Annotated in this window: 11 protein-coding genes and 2 tRNA genes; 3 read left to right on the top strand and 10 right to left on the bottom strand. The window is 73.4% G+C overall.

All coding sequences use genetic code 11. The features are described from left to right. Positions 1–115 precede the first annotated feature (115 nt). From ACFYYF_RS15515 to ACFYYF_RS15550, 8 genes are all read right to left on the bottom strand, one after another. A complete protein-coding gene (locus tag ACFYYF_RS15515) occupies positions 116–742 on the bottom strand; it encodes a TetR/AcrR family transcriptional regulator (RefSeq protein WP_388775759.1) in 627 nt (208 codons plus the stop codon). A gap of 221 nt (positions 743–963) precedes the next feature. After that, positions 964–3,291 carry an ArnT family glycosyltransferase gene (locus tag ACFYYF_RS15520; RefSeq protein WP_388775761.1) on the bottom strand — a complete coding sequence of 776 codons (2,328 nt, stop codon included), beginning with the start codon at positions 3,289–3,291 and terminating at the stop codon, positions 964–966. Then, positions 3,288–4,787, bottom strand: a complete 1,500-nt coding sequence (locus tag ACFYYF_RS15525; protein WP_388775763.1) for a glycosyltransferase — start codon at positions 4,785–4,787, stop codon at positions 3,288–3,290. Before ACFYYF_RS15525 ends, ACFYYF_RS15520 begins: the two co-directional genes overlap by 4 nt. A 14-nt stretch (positions 4,788–4,801) precedes the next feature. Then, the gene (locus tag ACFYYF_RS15530; RefSeq protein ID WP_388775766.1) at positions 4,802–6,406 is read right to left on the bottom strand and encodes a sensor histidine kinase; all 1,605 of its coding nucleotides are present in this window, start codon (positions 6,404–6,406) and stop codon (positions 4,802–4,804) included. Further along, entirely contained in the window at positions 6,403–7,143 is a 741-nt protein-coding gene (locus tag ACFYYF_RS15535; RefSeq protein ID WP_361682791.1) for a response regulator transcription factor, read from the bottom strand. Before ACFYYF_RS15535 ends, ACFYYF_RS15530 begins: the two co-directional genes overlap by 4 nt. 129 nt (positions 7,144–7,272) lie before the next feature. Then, positions 7,273–8,160, bottom strand: coding sequence for an amidohydrolase family protein (locus ACFYYF_RS15540; RefSeq protein ID WP_388776737.1), 888 nt, complete (start codon positions 8,158–8,160; stop codon positions 7,273–7,275). Between the two features lie 34 nt (positions 8,161–8,194). Continuing rightward, positions 8,195–8,545, bottom strand: a complete 351-nt coding sequence (locus ACFYYF_RS15545) for an antibiotic biosynthesis monooxygenase family protein (RefSeq protein WP_388775769.1) — start codon at positions 8,543–8,545, stop codon at positions 8,195–8,197. Positions 8,546–8,694: 149 nt separating this feature from the next. Further along, positions 8,695–9,585, bottom strand: coding sequence for a DUF2797 domain-containing protein (locus ACFYYF_RS15550; protein ID WP_388775772.1), 891 nt, complete (start codon positions 9,583–9,585; stop codon positions 8,695–8,697). Positions 9,586–9,934: 349 nt separating this feature from the next. Here ACFYYF_RS15550 and ACFYYF_RS15555 point away from each other — a divergent pair, with 349 nt between their 5' ends. Next, positions 9,935–11,413, top strand: a complete 1,479-nt coding sequence (locus tag ACFYYF_RS15555; RefSeq protein WP_388775775.1) for a helix-turn-helix domain-containing protein — start codon at positions 9,935–9,937, stop codon at positions 11,411–11,413. Between the two features lie 224 nt (positions 11,414–11,637). Here the strand turns inward: ACFYYF_RS15555 and ACFYYF_RS15560 are convergent. After that, positions 11,638–11,710, bottom strand: a tRNA-Arg gene (locus tag ACFYYF_RS15560). A 239-nt stretch (positions 11,711–11,949) separates the two neighbouring features. After that, positions 11,950–12,040: transfer RNA gene (locus ACFYYF_RS15565), tRNA-Ser, on the bottom strand. 157 nt (positions 12,041–12,197) lie between these two features. Between ACFYYF_RS15565 and ACFYYF_RS15570 the strand changes: the two genes are divergently transcribed. Both ACFYYF_RS15570 and ACFYYF_RS15575 read left to right on the top strand, forming a co-directional pair. Beyond that, complete coding sequence (locus ACFYYF_RS15570) at positions 12,198–12,776, top strand: SSI family serine proteinase inhibitor (RefSeq protein WP_388775778.1); 579 nt, start codon at positions 12,198–12,200, stop codon at positions 12,774–12,776. A 247-nt stretch (positions 12,777–13,023) separates the two neighbouring features. Beyond that, positions 13,024–17,328 carry a PAS domain-containing protein gene (locus ACFYYF_RS15575; RefSeq protein ID WP_388775781.1) on the top strand — a complete coding sequence of 1,435 codons (4,305 nt, stop codon included), beginning with the start codon at positions 13,024–13,026 and terminating at the stop codon, positions 17,326–17,328. Positions 17,329–17,338: the final 10 nt, after the last annotated feature.

A 17,338-nucleotide genomic window follows, 5' to 3' on the forward strand; every position in this document is an offset into this window, starting at 1 on the left:
GTGCCGGTACATCGATGGCCGTCGCCACTAACGGTCACTTCTCCGCCCGACAGCGACGGCCTGATGCACCGGCACGGCCCCGACCCACCCACCGGACCGGAACCGCGCTGGTGCGTCAAGCAGGCGGCACCTTCGTCTCGATGCCCGCGATCAGCAACTCCAGCGCGAACTCGAAATCCCGCTCCCGCGTCTCCGCACCGCCGACGTGCGCCCCGTACACGAACTGGAGCACGGCCGACATGGCCCCCGTCCGCCCGTCCGGCGGCATCCCGGTCTTCCGGATCACCTGCCGCACACAAGCCGAGAACGCCATCGCGGACGGCCCGATGTTCAGAAGGTTCCCGATCAGCCCCGGCACCCACGGGTGACGCACCAGCAGCCCCCGGTACCCGGTGGCCAGCTCCCTGAGCTGATCACGCCAGCCCTCCTCCGATCCGGCGTCCGGCAGCTCCAGCTCACCGAACACGGCATCGAGCGCGAGCTCCAGCAACTCGTCCTTGGTGTCGACGTACCAGTACACGGACATCGCGGTGACGTTCAGCTCGGCCGCCAGCCGCCGCATGGAGAACCCCGCCGGCCCCTCCGCGTCCAGCAACCGCACCGCGGCAACGGTGATCCGCTCCCGGTCGAGCCCGACGGCCCCGGCGGCCCCACGACGGGGAGCCCTGACACGGCGGGCCGTACCCGACAGCCAGACGCTGGTCCGCGCCACCCGCTTCGCCCTGTCCGCTGCCCCCACCATGGCGCCCCTTCCCGGAACTCGACCACGGACCGGGCCGGACTCCCCGGTCACCTTCCCCGACGATGCTAAGCGCGCCCCGCGAGCACACGACGGCCCCACCGCACGAAACAGCCACGGGAACGACTATCGGAAGGTGCCCCCGAACGGGCGGTGGCCCCGAACGAGCGGTGGCCCGGAGCGAACTCGCCCCGGACCACCACCTGTTCACCGTCCCGACCCGGTCAGCTGCCGCTCGCCGGCTGCGTCAGGTCGTAGAAGGTGGCCGAACCCACCGTCACCTTCTTGAAGTTGGCCGTGACCCACGAGCTGATCTGCGAGGAGGTGCCCGAGTTGCCACCCATGCCGCCGCCCATGCCACCGCCCGAGATGAAGTAGTGGATCTTGCCGTCCGTCACGTACTTCTTGAACTGGGCCAGAGTCGGCGACGGGTCGGTGCCGTTGAAGCCGCCGATCGCCATCACCGGCTTGCCGGTGGCCAGTTGGTAGCTCGCGGAGTTCTGGGAACCGATCGCGGCCGCCGCCCAGGTGTAGTCCCCGGCGTTCTTCGACAGCAGCGCCTTCGCCTCGGAGCTGACGTTCGCACCGTTCAGCAGTCCTCCGGCACCGCCGCCACCGCCGGGGAAGCCGCCCTCGCCCGTACCGCCGCCGGGCATGCCGCCCTGCTGGTTCTGGCCCTGCGTACCGCCGTTGCCCTGCTGGTTCTGGCCGGGGAAGCCGCCGGTGCCGCCCGTCGGGGGCTGCCCCGTGCCGCCGCCGGGCATGCCGCCGCCCTGCTGCCCGTTCGGCATGCCGCCGTTGCCGTTCTGCTGGTTCTGGCCGCCACCGGGGAACCCGCCCCGCATGCCACCGCCGGGACCGCCCCGGCCGCCCATCATGCTCGCACCGGCCGGACCGGCGGTCACGATGGAACCGGTGTGCCCGGTGTCCACCGTGGAGAGCGTGTACGCCGTCGGGCCCGCGACCGCCGCCACGAAGCCCAGTCCGGCCGCCGCGAGGGCGAGCTGCCTGCCCAGCCGGGCCGCGAAGATCAGACCGAGCGCGGCGGTCAGACCGCCGACGAGGACCAGCCACTTGAGCCACGGCAGGTAGTCGGGGGTGCGGTTGAGGAGGACGTAGCCCCAGGCCGCGGTCGCGGTGACCGACCCGGCGAGGGTGAGCGCCGCCCACACCTTGCCCCGCTCCGCCCACAGGGCCGTCGCGCCCATGCCGACCACGGCGGCGATGTAGGGGGCCAGGGCCACCGTGTAGTACTGGTGGAAGATGCCGGCCATGTAGCTGAACACCAGCATGGTCATCAGCAGCGCGCCGCCCCAGGCGAGGAAGGAGGCGCGGGCCAGGTCGGTCCGCTTCGCCCTCCGGGTCAGGACGAGGCCGCCCACGAGCAGGATCAGGGCCGCCGGGAGCAGCCAGGAGATCTGGCTGCCGATCTCGGAGTTGAACATGCGGTCCCAGCCGGTCTCGCCCCACTGCCCGGTGCCGCCACCACCGCCGCCGCCGCCGACGCTGCCGGTCTCGTCGCCGTTGATGCGGCCGAGTCCGTTGTAGCCGAAGGTCAGCTCCAGGAACGAGTTGTTCTGCGAGCCGCCGATGTACGGGCGGGAGGACGCGGGCCACAGTTCGACGATCGCGACCCACCAGCCGCCGGCGACGACCATCGCGGCCGCCGAGAGGCCCAGTTGCGTGAACCGCTTCCGCACCGGCACCGGCGCGCAGACCGCGTACAGCACGGCCAGCGGCGGCAGGATCAGGAAGGCCTGGAGGGTCTTGGTGAGGAAGGCGAGACCCACCGCGGCGCCCGCCCACAGGAGCCACTTGGTGCGGCCGTCCTCCAGGGCGCGGATCACGCAGTAGACCGTGACGGTCATGAGCAGCGCGAGCATCGCGTCCGGGTTGTTGAACCGGAACATCAGCGCGGCGACCGGGGTGAGCGCGAGCACGGCGCCGGCGATCAGACCCGCCGCGGCGCTGAACCGGCGGCGTACGGCCGCGTACAGGACGCCGACCGTGGCGACGCCCATCAGCACCTCGGGGAAGAGGATCGCCCAGGAGCTGAGGCCGAGGATCCGCACCGACAGGGCCATCGGCCACAGCGAGGCCGGGGGCTTGTCGACGGTGATGGCGTTGGCCGAGTCGAGCGAGCCGAAGAAGAATGCCTTCCAGCTCTGGCTGCCGGCCTGCACGGCCGCGGAGTAGAAGGAGTTGGCGTACCCGGAGGAACTCAGGTTGTACAGGTACAGCACCGCGGTGACGAGCAGCAGGCCGAGGAAGGCGGGACGCGCCCAGCGCGGGTCCTCGGGCCGGCCTCGCCAGACCCGCCGCGGGAAGGGCTGCCGGGGCTCGCCGGACCCGGGGCCGGCCGCGGGCGGGGCGTGCTCCGGGGGCGGTGCCGAGGCGGGCGGCCCCCAGGCCCGGCCGGAGGAGGTGACAGCGCCACCGCTCGTACCGGCGCCGGCCTCGTTCGCGGCGCTGATACCGCCGGTGCCGGCCTCGGCGTTCGTGCGGGGATCGGTACCGGCGGTACCGGCGCTCGTGTCGGGCTGTGTCGTCATCGCGCGTTCCTCTGATCGTGATCGTGCGGGCGCACGGCCTGCAACTGCATGGTCGAATCCCGCCAGGAGCCTTCCGCGGCCTCGTCGGAGCGGAAGGCGTCGGTGCCGTGGGGGGAGGAGGGTGCCGTCGGGCGCTGCGGCAGCGGGGGACAGGCGCCGGCGTCCCGCCGTGCACCCGTCGTACGGAACGGGGAGGACGGCTGGTGGGAGGACGACTGGTGGGAGGCCACCACCGGGGAGGGCGACGGCGTCCCGCCGCGCCGGTCGGAGAAGACCCAGGCGCGGAAGAGCAGGAAGCGCAGCACGGTCGCCGCGAGGTTGGCGGCGATGAGCACCGCCAGTTCGGTGGAGTGCGCGGGATCGCTCGTCGCCGCGTTGAGCGCGGCGAGGGATCCGCTGGTCAGGACGAGCCCGATGCCGAAGACGACCAGGCCCTGCGCCTGGTGCCGGACGGCGCCGCTGCGGCCGCGCACACCGAAGGTGAGCCGCCGGTTGGCCGCCGTGTTGGCGACCGCCGAGACGAGCAGCGCGAGCGCGTTGGCGACCTGTGCCCCGGAGAAGGAGCGGAAGACGGTGTAGAGCAGCAGGTAGAAGAGGGTGGACAGGCCACCGACGACGCAGAAGCCGACGAGCTGGCGGGCCAGTCCCTTGGGGACGTCGGTCAGTTCGCGGTCGCGCGGGTCGTCCCCGAAGGGCCGGGTGAGCCGGTCGAGCGAGAGCGAGCCCGTGGCGAGGGCGCGTCCCACCCGCCACACACCCTTCAGGTCGTCCGTCGCGGTCTTCACGATGTGGACGGTCGAGTCCGGGTCGTCGACCCAGTCGACGGGGACCTCGTGGATGCGCAGCCCGGCCCGCTCGGCCAGTACCAGCATCTCGGTGTCGAAGAACCATCCGGTGTCCTCGACGAGCGGCAGCAGCACCTGGGCGACGTCACGGCGGATCGCCTTGAAGCCGCACTGCGCGTCCGTGAAACGGGCCTGGAGCGAGCCGCGCAGGATCAGGTTGTAGGCGCGGCTGATGAACTCCCGCTTGGCTCCCCGTACCACTCGCGAGGAGCGGGACAGCCGCGAGCCGATCGCGAGGTCCGAGTGACCGGAGATCAGCGGGGCCACCAGCGGGAGCAGGGCGTTCAGATCGGTGGACAGGTCCACGTCCATGTACGCGAGGACCGGCGCGTCGGACGCCGACCACACGGTCCGCAGCGCCCGGCCGCGGCCCTTCTGCTCCAGCCGGAAGGACCTGACCTCGGGGATCTGTGCCGCCAGCCGAGCCGCCACCCGCGGGGTGCTGTCCGTGGAGGCGTTGTCCGCCACCGTGATCCGGAACGTGTACGGGAACGTGCGCCTGAGGTGGTCGTGCAGTCTGAGGACGCATGGCTGGAGGTCCTTCTCCTCGTTGTAGACGGGGATCACGACATCCAGGACAGGCGTTCCCGCGTCTGCGGCCGGGAGGTGCTCCCGCGCCGGCAGGTTGCCGGGAGAAGAGTCGGTTCGCATGGGAACGACTCTCGTCAAGCCCCCTGTCGCACCCATGTGGTGGTGCTGTGCTGTGCCTGTGAGTGCGATTGCCACGATGTTTCGGGGGCGACCGCGGGCAGATGCAGGGTGAACACGGTCCTTCCGGGGACGCTGTCCACCGTCACCGCGCCCCCGTGGGCGGCCGCGACGGCCTGCACGATGGCGAGCCCGAGACCGGTCGATCCGGAGGCACGCGAGCGCGACGTGTCGCCTCGCGCGAACCGCTCGAAGACGCGCGGCAGCAGATCGGGCGGGATGCCGGGGCCGTCGTCCTGCACGTCCACGCACAGCCACGGCCCCTGCCGGCGCACCCGCGCGGTGACGGTCGTCCCCGGTGGGGTGTGCGTGCGGGCGTTGGCGAAGAGGTTGACCATGACCTGCTGGAGGCGGGCGGCGTCCGCCGACACCAGCGCGGGCTCCTCGGGCAGTTCGAGCCGCCAGTTGTGGTTCCGCCCGGCCGCCCGCGCGTCGCTCACGGCATCGATCACCAGGGGTACGAGGTCGGTCTGCTCGCACTGCAGCGGCCGCCCGGCGTCGAGGCGGGCGAGCAGCAGCAGATCCTCCACGAGCAGCGTCATCCGGCCGGCCTCGGACTCGATCCGTCCGAGCGCGTGCCGGGTGTCGGGCCCGGTCTCCTCGCGGCCGCGTCTGGTCAGCTCGGCGTACCCGCGGATGGAGGCCAGCGGGGTGCGCAGCTCGTGACTGGCGTCCGCGACGAACTGACGGACGCGCATCTCGCTCTGCTGGCGCGCGTGCAGCGCGCCGTGGATGTGGTCGAGCATGCGGTTGAGCGCCGCCCCGACCTGCCCGACCTCGGTGTGCGGATCGGACTCGGACTCCGGCACCCGCTCGTAGAGGGTGACCTCGCCGCTGTGCAGGGGAAGTTCGGATACCCGGGTGGCGGTCGCCGCGACCTTGCGCAGCGGCCGAAGCGCGATGGTCACGATGGCGGCGCCCGCGAGGGAGGCCGCCGCGAGACCGGCACCGGTGACGCTGATCTCGACGTAGATCAGCGTGGTGAGGGTGTTGGTGACGTCTTCGGTCGGCAGCGCCACGTAGAAGGCGCCGTTCCGCCCCTCCTGGTACAGCACGCGGTACTCGCCCCGGCCGGGGATCTCCACGGTGTGGGCGTGTCCGTCCTTCGCGACGGAGGAGAGGGCGGCGAGCTGGCTCGCGCCGAGATCGAGCGGCGTGGGCTGCTTGACCCCGTTGGAGTCCTTCTTCCCCACGCTGACTATGCCCTCGGTGACCTTGCCGTTCGTCACGGTCGCGCCGATGGCGCCCATGGCCTGCCCCCGGAGCACGAACCCGAGGGGGTCCTTGGCGATGACGTCGTCGCCCGGCGGGTGCACGGTCCCGCCGCCGGAGGGGCCTCCCGTGGGGCCGCCCGCCGGACCCGCGGCGCGCATCGCCGCCTCGGCGACGTTGCTGTCCAGCTGGTCGTACAGGTGGGTGCGCAGCGCGATCGTGGTCACGGTGCCGATCACCGCGCACACGACGGCGATCAGCGCGACGGACCCGACGACGAGCCGCGTCCGAAGGGTGCGCGGCTGTCGTCCCCGCCTCTTCTGCGCCCGCGGCCGTCGTCGTCCGCTCATGACGTCGCGGGCTTGATCAGGTAACCGGCCCCCCGCCGGGTGTGGATCATCGGTTCCCGTCCGGCGTCGATCTTCCGGCGCAGGTACGAGATGTAGAGCTCGACCACGTTGGCCTGACCACCGAAGTCGTACGACCACACGCGGTCGAGTATCTGCGCCTTGCTCAGCACGCGGCGCGGATTGCGCATCAGGAAGCGCAGCAGCTCGAACTCGGTCGCCGTGAGGTGGATGTTGTCCCCGCCCCGCGACACCTCGTGGCTGTCCTCGTCCAGGGTGAGGTCCCCGACGACGAGCACGGACTCGGACCGCCGGTCGGCGGCGCCGGAACGCCGGATCAGACCGCGCAGCCGGGCCACGACCTCCTCCAGACTGAACGGCTTGGTGACGTAGTCGTCGCCGCCGGCGGTGAGGCCGGCGATACGGTCCTCGACCGCGTCCTTCGCGGTCAGGAACAGCACCGGGACGTCGGGCTGCTCGCGGCGGAGCCGCCCGAGCACCGTCAGGCCGTCCATGTCCGGCAGCATCATGTCGAGCACCACGGCGTCGGGCCGGAACTCGCGCGCGGTCTGCACCGCGCCCGTTCCGTCGCCCGCGCTGCGGATCTGCCACCCTTCGTAGCGAAGGGCCATGGACAGCAGCTCGGTGATCGACAGCTCGTCGTCCACCACAAGCACTCGGACGGGGCTCCCGTCCGGCCTCAGCAGTTCGGTGCGCCCCTGGGGCGAGGTCGTGGTCATGCGAACACCTTGGTGCGCCCCGCTGAGAGCATCCTTTCGCCAACCTGTGATTTCCCTGAGAAACGCACAGGTACCTCTCAGGAAACTGCTGGGTATCGCTTTCCGCCGTCGCCGGAGCCGACCCCGGTGTCAGCGGAGGCCGAAGAGGCGGGCGCCGTTCCCGTGGCAGACCGCTCGCAGCCAGTCGTCCCCCAGCCCGAGCCGTCGCAGCGCGTGCAGCTGGTGGACGTAGGGGTACGGGATGTTCGGGAAGTCCGTGCCGAGGAGCACCCGGTCCCCGAGGTCGGCGAGGCGGGGCAGGAGTCCGGGCGGGAACGGCGCGAGCCGCTCGCTGAAGTCGGTGAACGCCATGGTCGTGTCGAGCCGTACCTCGTCGTACCGCTCGGCGAGGCCGAGGAAGTCCTCGTACTCGGGCATGCCCATGTGCGCGAAGACGAACCGCAGCCGGGGATGGCGGCGCAGGACGGCCGCGGCCGGGGCCGGGCCGGTGTACTTGCCGGGGGAGGGACCCGATCCGCAGTGGATCACCACGGGTACTCCCGCCTCGGCGAGCAGTCCCCAGGCCGGGTCGAGGAGTTCGTCCGCGGGGTCGTACGCCCCCACCTGGACGTGTGACTTGAAGACGCGCGCGCCCGCCTCCACCGCCTCGCGCACGTAACCCTCGACGCCCGGCTCGGGGAAGAGGGTCGCGGTGTGCAGGCAGTCCGGGGTGCGGCGGGCGAAGTCCACGGCCCAGGAGTTGAGCCATTCGGCCATGCCGGCCTTGTGCGGGTAGAGCATCGCCGTGAAAGCGCTCACCCCGAACTCCCGGATCAGGGCGAGCCGTTCGTCCTCGTCCGCGCGGTAGGCGATCGGCCATTCGATGCCGCCGGTGAGTTCACCGAGTCCGTCGAAGTAGTCCCACACCTTGCGCAGCACCCGCTCGGGCATGAAGTGCGTGTGGACGTCGACGAGCCCGGGAAGCCCCAGCCCCTGCCAGAAGTCCCGCACGTCCCGCGCCTCGTCCCGCACGTCCACGTCCTCGGTCCCCTCGCCCGTCGCGCCTTCCCGGTCAGCCGTCGGCACGCTCGACCCCGTGGCTCCGCTCGACCTTGGCGATGTGCAGGGTGTAGCGCTCGTACCAGTCGGCCCGGCCGCGCCGCTGTGCCGTCCGGTGTTCGGCGTGCGCGCCCCACTCCTTGATGGCGTCCTCGTCCCGGAAGTACCCGACGGTGATGGCCAGTCCGCCCGGTGTCCGCGCGTGGTCCATGCCCAGGTAGCCCGGGATCCGCTGCACCAGCTCGTCCATCCGCTCGGCGGTCTCCCCGTACCCGCCTTCCTCCTCCGTCCGTACGGAGGTGAACACGGCGACGTAGTAGGGGGGCTCGAAGGCCGCGACAGGCACGGGAGGGTGATCGCTCATGTCCGACACTCTCCTTGCGGGTGTCCCCCGTAGTCCAGCGGCTTTCCGAACGGGATCCGAAAGGGATCGAAGTCTTGACCTTTCCGCCCGGCGGACCGTCGCGGGCCCCTCGGCGCCCCTCTCCCCTCTCTCCCTCCGCAGGAGACCGCTCAGAACAGCCCGTCCTGGACTCCGGCGTCCGGGGCGGACAACTCCCTGACGGGAAAGGTGACTCCGGAGTCCCGGTCCGCGTCCGTGTCCCCGACGCCCGTCAGGTCCCACCCCGTCATCAGCCGGGCGTCGAGGACGACGACTCCGCGTCCGGTGAGGAGATGGAGGTCGGGACCCGCGACGGCGCACAGCTCACCGGCGACGGAGCCTCCCGCCGCCAGCTCGCGCACGGCCGCCCGCGCGGGCGGCAGCCCGCCGAGTCCGAACAGGTCCGTGTGGTCCACGGGCTCGAAGGGGGCGCGCCGGAGCGACTCGGGCCAGCCGCCGAGATCGCCGGCCCGCGCGTGCAGCTCGCGGATCTCTGCGACCCGCTCCGAGGCCCCCGGCAGCACCGCCCGCACCGCCCGCTTGTCGGCGTACGGGATCCGGTCCGGGACCCCGAGTGCGGCCCGCAGCAGTTCCTCGGTCCGGCGCGCCGCCATCAACGGCCCCTGCCCCAGCCAGCTGAAGGTGACGGCGCCCTGCTCGAGCAGCCGGGCGGAGGCCCGCTCGACCCGGGTGATCCCCACCTTGACCAGGCCGGGCCCGAACCACGCGAGATACACGCGGTACGGCCGCGGATCGTCGGCCAGCGTGTCGGCGGCGACGGAGTGCGCCCGGTCCAGGCGGGCGCACTCCTCGCATCGCGCCCCGGTGCCGCGCGGCGACACGGCGGCCCGCACGGGACACGCGTTCCCCCGGGCCCCCACGCACGTCCGCACACCCCCGTCCACGACACCGAACGCGATCCGCCGCCCCCGGACCAGCGGACTCGTCCGCCCGCCGCCCCACCCCAGCACGGCCCCGTCCCCCGACCACCGCACCCCCGAACACACCCACACCCGCCGCACACCACGACAGTAGAGGTCCCCGCTGACACAGCCCACTGACACAGCCCACGACCTGCGGGAACGCTCAGGGATGCACGCACGGGCACACGGTGGCAGCCGGATCCCCGCGGGCGCGTGCGTCGTCCGGATGCCGCTCCCCCTGAACGGCCCGGCCGGTGGGGCCGTACCGCTGAGGCGACACCAAGAGCATCAGCGGCCAGGGGGAACCGCGGCCGTCACGGCCGAAGGATCCACAGCACACGGGAACCGGGCCAGGGCTGTTGACGTGCACAGACATGAACCCCTGTGATGCCGTTCCGGGACGGGACGGGCCGAGACAGACCGAGACGAGCGGAGGTGGGCACGGGCCATGGCCGCGGCCGACGACGACGTGACGAGGTTCGCGGAACTGCTGGCGCGCCTCAAGGCCCGTACGGATCGCAGCTACGCGGCCCTGGCCCGGCGCCTCGACATGAACGCCTCCACGCTGCACCGCTATTGCGCGGGCGAGGCGGTGCCGCTGGACTTCGGCGTGGTGGAGCGGTTCGCCGCGCTGTGCGGGGCCTCTCCCCAGGAGCGCGTGGAGTTGCACCGCCTGTGGATCCTGGCGGTCGCGGAACGCAGGCGCTCCCGCCCGGCCGCCGCCCGGCCGCGTCCGACGTCCGCGGGCGAACCGGGTGTTCCTGAAGGCGGTTCGGAGGGCGCCGCGAACGGCGGCGCGGAAGACACCCCCGAGGAGCCCGGCACGACCCCGGCGCGACAGGACGCACCCGCACCCCACTCGCCCCCTGCACCCCTCACACCGGACACGGCAGCCACCCGACCCGCACCGGACGGGGCGGCGCGGACGCCGGAGGGTCCGCGGACACACCCCGCACCGGACGGGCCGCGGACCCCGGACACGCCCCTGACGCCACCCGCACCGGCCGGTGCGGCCGGGCCGCAGGCTCGCCCCGCACCGGACGTGGCGCCGGCACCGGACCCGGCGCCCGGAACCCCGGGCGCGGGCGGGCGGCCCTCCGGCTCCTGGTACCGGCGGCGTCCGGCCGTCGTGTCCGCGGTCCTGGGTTCCGTGCTCGTCCTGACCGCCGCGGGGTTCGCGGCGTTCTCCGGGTTCCCGGGGTTCTCCGCCGACGGGTCGCCCGGGGCCGGAACCTCCTCGCGCCGTGGTCCGTCGGCGTCGCCCACCGACGCCCCGGCCGGACCGTCCACCCGGGCCGTCCCGTTCACCTGGACCGTGAACTCCCATGTGTGGAAAGGGGACTGCGGTCACGACTACGTCATCGGCGAGCCCCCGGACCAGGTCCCGCCGCCCCCGTCCGCCCAGGACGCCGAGGTGTGGGCGAACGCCCAGGACGCGGTGCACGGCGGGGAGACGACCGTGCGGGTGGCGGTGCAGGGTCGTACCGAGGCCGCCGTGGTCCTGGAAGCCCTGCACGTCCGGGTCGTGCGCCGCGCCGCGCCCCCCGGCGACGGAGCCTTCGTCTACGACACGGGCCTGGGCTGCGGCGGAGGCGACACGCCCAGGGCCTTCACCGTGAACCTCGACGCGCACACCCCGCTCGCCCTGGCCGTGCCCGGCAGCAAGGGCGGCGAGGTCCTTCCGACGAGGCGCCTGCCCTACCGGGTCTCCGTGGAGGACCCCGAGGTGCTGGTGGTCGAGGCGGGGACCGAGCACTGCGCGTGCGAGTGGTACCTCGATCTCGACTGGTCCTCGCAGGGCAGCACCGGCACGGTCCGGATCGACGACCACGGCCGCCCCTTCCGCACCTCCGGCATCACACGGCTCCCGATCTACAAGTACGCCGATCCGCCCGGGCAGTGGACCCCGAAGCCCGCCCGGAACTGAGCCCGTCGGCCCCCGAAGCCCGCCCGGAACTGAGCCCGTCGGCCCCCGAAGCCCGCGCGGGACCGAGCCCGTCGGACCCGAACCCCGCCCGGGACTGAGCCCGTCCTTTTCCGTTCGGCACCGAAAGCCGCCCCGACCGAACCCCTCACGGTTCCGGAGGGGTTGATCTCCCCCGCTCACGCCGAAGGCCCCGCCGGTTCAACCGGCGGGGCCTTCGATCTGTGTGCACTCGGCAGGATTCGAACCTGCAACCTTCTGATCCGTAGTCAGATGCTCTATCCGTTAAGCTACGAGTGCTTGTTCTGTTTTTGTTCTTGTCTTCGCTCCCCGGGCTTTTGCCCCGCTCGCGGCGACAGGAAGAACATTACATGACTGCCGCCGCCATGTGAAATCCATTCCCCACACCCCTTGTGAGCTGGGCAAACGTCCTTCGGGGCGCTCGCGGACCCGGCGGGGCCGGGTACGGCGGGCGGGCCTCGCGGACCCCTGGAACGCCGAAACCCCGGTCCAGTGGACCGGGGTTTCGGATCTTCGCGCGGAGGCGGAGGGATTTGAACCCTCGATGGGATTGAAGTCCCAAACCGCATTAGCAGTGCGGCGCCATAGACCGGACTAGGCGACGCCTCCCGCACAACCCCTCACGCGAGCGCGAGTGGTGCGTGCAGATGATGACACAGACGAGCGCGGTGTCACCAATCGCCCCCCACGGTACTAGGCAGGTACGCCGCACTGCAAAGCCCACACGAACACGCAACCGGGTGGGTCGCCCGGCGTTAGGCAGGTCATGTTGCGCCGACTGCTCCTCACCGCCGCCGTGTCAGCCTCCGCCGCGCTCTCCTCCGCGTCCGGCGCCGTCGCCGGCACCCCCGCCGAAGCCCCCGTACCGGCGGCGTCCCCCTCCGGACCCTCAGCCGCGGCCCTCGGCGTACCGGACTCGCTGTTCCCCGCCGGGACGCCGTCCTCGCGGGCCGTCGCCGCCGCGTACGGCGTCGTCCTGCCGGCGCTCATGCCCCCGCCGGCCCGTCCGGACGACTCCTCCGACCGGCTGACCGTCACCGTCGCCGGCGTGGGCGGCGGCGCGGACGGGACGTTCGAGCTGGAGTGCCACCCCGCCGGCGGCACCCATCCGCACGCGGCGGAGGCCTGCGACCGGCTGGACCGGATGACCACCTGGGGCAAGGACACCTTCGCCCCGGTACCGCCGGACAGCATGTGCACGATGGTCTACGGGGGTCCGGCCACCGCGCACGTCACCGGAACGTGGGCGGGGCGCCCCGTCGACGCGCGCTACGACCGCTCGAACGGGTGCGAGATCTCGCGCTGGAACGCCCTCGTGCCCGTCCTTCCCGGTACCGGCTCCTAGGGACGTGAAGGACCGAGGACACGGCGGAGTCACGGTGATCTCACGGTGCTCTCACGGTTCCGTACGGTGAAATGCGTGGTCACAGGTTCTACGCCGCTTCTGCGTCTCATATGTGTGCGACCTCCCTCTCATCCGGCATCGCGAGCGCAACCTCTGCCCGTAGACTCCCTCGCGTGACACGCCGCGGGCCGGTTGGCAAGATGGCCTCCGCGGTCGGCAAGGTGCGGTAACAGGGAGGAAGCGTCTCGTGAGCAGCAGGCCATCCCGAGGCGCTGCTCGCCTCGCAGCCATACTGGACGCGCTGCCGGATGCGCTGGTCCTGGTCAACGCCAACGGGACCGTCGTGAACGCCAACACGATCGCCCTGGAGGCCTTCGAGACCCCGGGCACGGCCCTGGTGGGCCGCGGGCTGCTCGATCTGCTTCCCGAGTTCGACTCCAAGCTGATCCCCGGCTCGATGCGGCGCCCCGACACCACCGACGAGCGCGGGCGGACCAAGCCCACCCGGATGATCGCGCGGCGGACCGACGGCTCGGAGTTCCCGGTCGAGGTCACCAGTGCGAATCTGGAGAGCGGCCAGCAGGCCTACGACAACTACGGCCCCCTCCCCGACGAGCTGCTGATGCTCGTCGTGCGCGACCTGTCGGGCACCGTCGACACCGAGGCCGAGCTCGCGCGTTCACAGCGCCAGACCGAGATGATCCTGCGCGCGGCGGCCGAGGGCGTCGTGGGTACGGACACCGACGGACGGGTCGTCCTCGTCAACCCCGCCGCCGCCCAGATCCTCGGATACCGTGCCAGCGATCTCGGCGGCAGGGAACTGCACACCCTGGTCCTGCACTCGCGGGCGGACGGCGAGCCCTTCCCCTACGGGGAGTCGCCGCTCGCCGACACGCTGCGCTCCGGACGCAAGCACCGGGTGCGCGGGCAGGTGCTGTGGTCGAAGTCCGGGGACAAGGTCCCGGTCGACCTGACGACCTCTCCGGTGCGCGACGGGGACCAGCTCGTCGGCGCGGTCATGACCTTCACCGACCGGCGTCCGTACGACACCCTGGTCGAGGAGAAGGAGGCGGCCGACATCCGGCACGCCGAGGAGCTGGAGCGGATCGGCGAGGAGCACACCGCCGAGCTGGAGAAGCTGCGCGAGCGGCACACCGCCGAGCTCACCGGGCTGACCGAGGCGCACGAGGAGGAACTCGCCTCCGGCGAGGAGCGGTACGCGGCGCTCGGCGAGCGGGAGAAGGACCGCTTCGAGGCGCTGGCCGCCCGGCACGAGCAGTTGCTCGCCGTCCTCGGCCACTCCCTGCGCGGTCCCCTCGACCAGCTCCGCGGCGAACTGGCCAAGCTCGCCGCCGACGACGCGGGGCAGCTGTGGCCCGAGGCCAACCAGGTGCTCCACCACCTCGCGGCCGGCTACTCGCGGATCACGACGCTCGTCGACAACGTCCTCGGCTACCAGCGGCTGGACGCGGGCGTCGAGACGATCTTCCGTACGAACGTGATGCTCGACGCCGTGGTCGCGGCCGGTGTCGAAGGTGCCGTCGACCTGATCGGGCCCGGACGCGTGCAGTTCGCCGTGCACGCGCCGCCCATCGAGGCCGAGGTCGACCCGCAGCGTCTCGCGCGCGCCCTCGCCCACCTCGTCGCGGACGTCGCGGGTGTCGACGCGACCGGCAACGCGCCGGTGTCGGCGGGCGGTTACATGGACAACACGGTCGTCGTGGCGGCGGCACAGCGCGGCGAGGTCGTCCGTATCGAGGTGCGCGGGCCGTACGCCGGGGGAGACCCGGTGCACGAGCCGATCGTGCGCGGGATCGTGCGCGCGCACGGCGGTGTGCTCCAGACGCACGAGGTGCCGGGGATGAGCGGCAGCGCGTACGTCCTGGAGGTGCCCATCGGCGGCGGGGCGGGCGCGGTCCCGTTCGACGCCGTGGCACCCGTCGGCGCCGAGGTCGCCCTCGCCGAGCCGGCCCCGCAGCAGAGCGGTGGCCGGCGGCGGGCCCGGCGGGCTTCCACGGACGCCTTCCTGGAGAGCGAGGAGTCGGCGGAGTCCGGTCCGGTGGCCGTCGAGGCGGCCGGCGCGGCCGTTCCCACCGGGCGCCGTCGCCGGCGTGCCGCGGAGGAGCAGGCGGCGGGCGAGCTTCCGGCACCCGCTCAGGAGCAGCAGGGCGACGGGGCGGAGGACGGGTCCGGCGGCACCGGACGACGCCGTGGCCGGCCCAGCCCCGCCGAGGGCACGGGCGACGCCCCGGGCACGCCCGACCCGGTGGCCGAGGGCGCGGTCGTGATGGCGGGCGAGCACGGGGCGGGAACCGCGGCCGCGGGGTCCGGGCTGGGCGGGACGGTGCCTCCGCAGGGGGTGCCGGTGCCCTCCGGGCGGCGCGCGCGCCGGGACGGCGAGCAGAACGCGCTGCCCGCGGCGCCCGCCGCGGCGGCCCCGGACGACGCTCCCGAGGAGGAGGGCGGCGCCGTCGACGAGGCGGGCCGGCCGACCGGGCGGCGCCGCCGTGCGCTGGCCGCGGCGGCCGAGCGTGCCGCCGCGCAGGAGACGGGCGCCCGTACGGTGTTCGCGCTGCCGCCGGCGGAGGCCGACCGTTCGCCGGAGTACGTCCAGGCCGAGGCGCAGGCGCAGGCCGCGCAGGAGCAGGCCGCCGAGGCCCACGCCGCCGAGGTCCAGGCCGCGCGGGCGCAGGCCGCCCAGGCGGCGCAGGCCCAGGTGCAGGCCCAGGTCGCGCTGGCCCAGCAGCCGGACGGCCGCCACGACGCCATGGGGCACGACCCCGACGACGACCACACCCCGCCGCAGCCGCACCCGGTCACCGCTCCGACGGGCCGCCGACGCGCCCGTCAGCTCGCCGACGGGGCGCCCGAAGCGGCACCTGGCGCACCCGCGCAGGCACTCCCGGTGCCGGGCGTTCCGGGACAGCCGGGCGTTCCGGCGCAGGGTGTTCCGGCGCAGGGTGTTCCGGGACAGGGCGTTCCGGGACAGCCCGTGCCCGCGCTCGGGCAGCCGGTTCCGGCGCAGGGGCTTCCCGGGCAGCCGGTTCCGGCACAAGGTCTTCCCGGACAGCCGGTGCCCGCGCTCGGCCAGCCGGTCCCCGCGCAGGGCCTTCCCGGCCAGCCGGTCCCCGCCTCGGGGCAGCCGGTGCCGGCTCAGGGACTTCCCACGCCGGTCGCCGCGAACGCCGGTCAGCCGGTGCCCCCCGGCCTGGCCCCCGTCGCCGCGCAGCCTGGTGCCGCGCCCGCGCCGGCGGCCCAGCCCTGGCCCGACGCGAACACCACCGGCGCCGGTGCGCAGCCCGCGCTCCCGGCGGCGAACGCGGCGAACACCGCGGCCCCGGCCGCCCAGGCGGCTCCCGCCCCGCTGCCCCCGGAGCGTCCGGCCGCGCGGGTCGCTCAGCCGCTGCCCGCGGAGGCGGCGCCCGCGTCCACCTCGGCCGACCCCAACTCGACGCAGGGCCGTGCCATAAGCGTGCGCACGCTCGGGCAGGGCGTTCCGTTCGCCCGTCAGGCCCAGGCCGCCCAGCCGGGCGGCGGCGTCCAGGCCCCGACGCCCCCGCCGCACGCGACGAACGGCGCGGGCCGCCGCCGCAAGCTCGGCACCCCGCCCGAGCCCGCCGCCGAGCACCCGGAATCCGCCGCGCCCGCCCTTCCGCAGGCCCAGCCGGCCGGCAAGCCCCGACGGCCCGGCACCACCGAGGGCGCCGGACGGTCGTACGCCATAGGGGCGCCGGACGAGAACGCCGCCGAGGGTCCCGAGCCGCTCGACGGTCCCGGCGGTGCCGTCGAGGTCGCAGACCCGCCGCAGCCTCGGCCCGTGGACGACGAACTGCCCCCGGAGCCGCTGGACAACCCGCGGCGGCTGCTCGTGTGGCCGGCGCCCGACGCCGGCACCCAGCAGGCGCTGAGCGACCGCGGCTACCGGCCGGTCATCGTGAACTCCCGCGAGGAGGTCGACGCGCAGATCGCCGCGTTCCCCGCCGCGCTGTTCGTCGACCCGCTGACCGGCCCGATCACCCGCACGGCACTGCAGTCGCTGCGCGAGGCCGCCGTCGCGGCCGAGGTTCCCGTCCTGGTGACGGCCGGCCTCGGACAGGCGACGCGCGAGGCCGCGTACGGCGCCGACCCCGCCGTCCTCCTGAAGGCGCTCGCGCCCCGCGACTCCGAGCAGCACCCGCCGCGCGTGCTGCTCATCGAGGAGCACGCGGAGATCGCGCTCGCCCTGACGGCGACGCTGGAGCGGCGCGGGATGCAGGTCGCGCGGGCCTCGACGGACGAGGACGCGGTCACGCTGGCCGCGCAGATGCGGCCGAACCTCGTGGTGATGGATCTGCTGCAGGTACGGCGCCGGCGGGCCGGGATCGTCGACTGGCTGCGTGCGAACGGGCAGTTGAACCGCACACCGCTCGTCGTCTACACCGCCGCCGTCGACGCGTCCGAACTGCCGCGGCTGGCCGCGGGGGAGTCGGTGCTGTTCCTCGCCGAGCGTTCCACGAGCGACGAGGTCCAGGACCGGATCGTCGACCTGCTGGCCCGCATCGGCACCAACTAGGGCCGTACCG

This window comes from Streptomyces sp. NPDC001914, from assembly GCF_042891215.1.
In the GTDB taxonomy this organism is placed as follows: Bacteria; Actinomycetota; Actinomycetes; order Streptomycetales; family Streptomycetaceae; genus Streptomyces.

What these genes read in the sequence shown, in the direction of transcription:
- ACFYYF_RS15530 (WP_388775766.1), bottom strand. Translation starts at nt 6,406, where the DNA reads ATGAGCGGACGACGACGGCCGCGGGCGCAGAAGAGGCGGGGACGACAG.
- ACFYYF_RS15545 (WP_388775769.1), bottom strand. Translation starts at nt 8,545, where the DNA reads ATGAGCGATCACCCTCCCGTGCCTGTCGCGGCCTTCGAGCCCCCCTAC.
- ACFYYF_RS15525 (WP_388775763.1), bottom strand. Translation starts at nt 4,787, where the DNA reads ATGCGAACCGACTCTTCTCCCGGCAACCTGCCGGCGCGGGAGCACCTC.
- ACFYYF_RS15515 (WP_388775759.1), bottom strand. Translation starts at nt 742, where the DNA reads ATGGTGGGGGCAGCGGACAGGGCGAAGCGGGTGGCGCGGACCAGCGTC.
- ACFYYF_RS15535 (WP_361682791.1), bottom strand. Translation starts at nt 7,143, where the DNA reads ATGACCACGACCTCGCCCCAGGGGCGCACCGAACTGCTGAGGCCGGAC.
- ACFYYF_RS15570 (WP_388775778.1), top strand. Translation starts at nt 12,198, where the DNA reads ATGTTGCGCCGACTGCTCCTCACCGCCGCCGTGTCAGCCTCCGCCGCG.
- ACFYYF_RS15520 (WP_388775761.1), bottom strand. Translation starts at nt 3,291, where the DNA reads ATGACGACACAGCCCGACACGAGCGCCGGTACCGCCGGTACCGATCCC.
- ACFYYF_RS15555 (WP_388775775.1), top strand. Translation starts at nt 9,935, where the DNA reads ATGGCCGCGGCCGACGACGACGTGACGAGGTTCGCGGAACTGCTGGCG.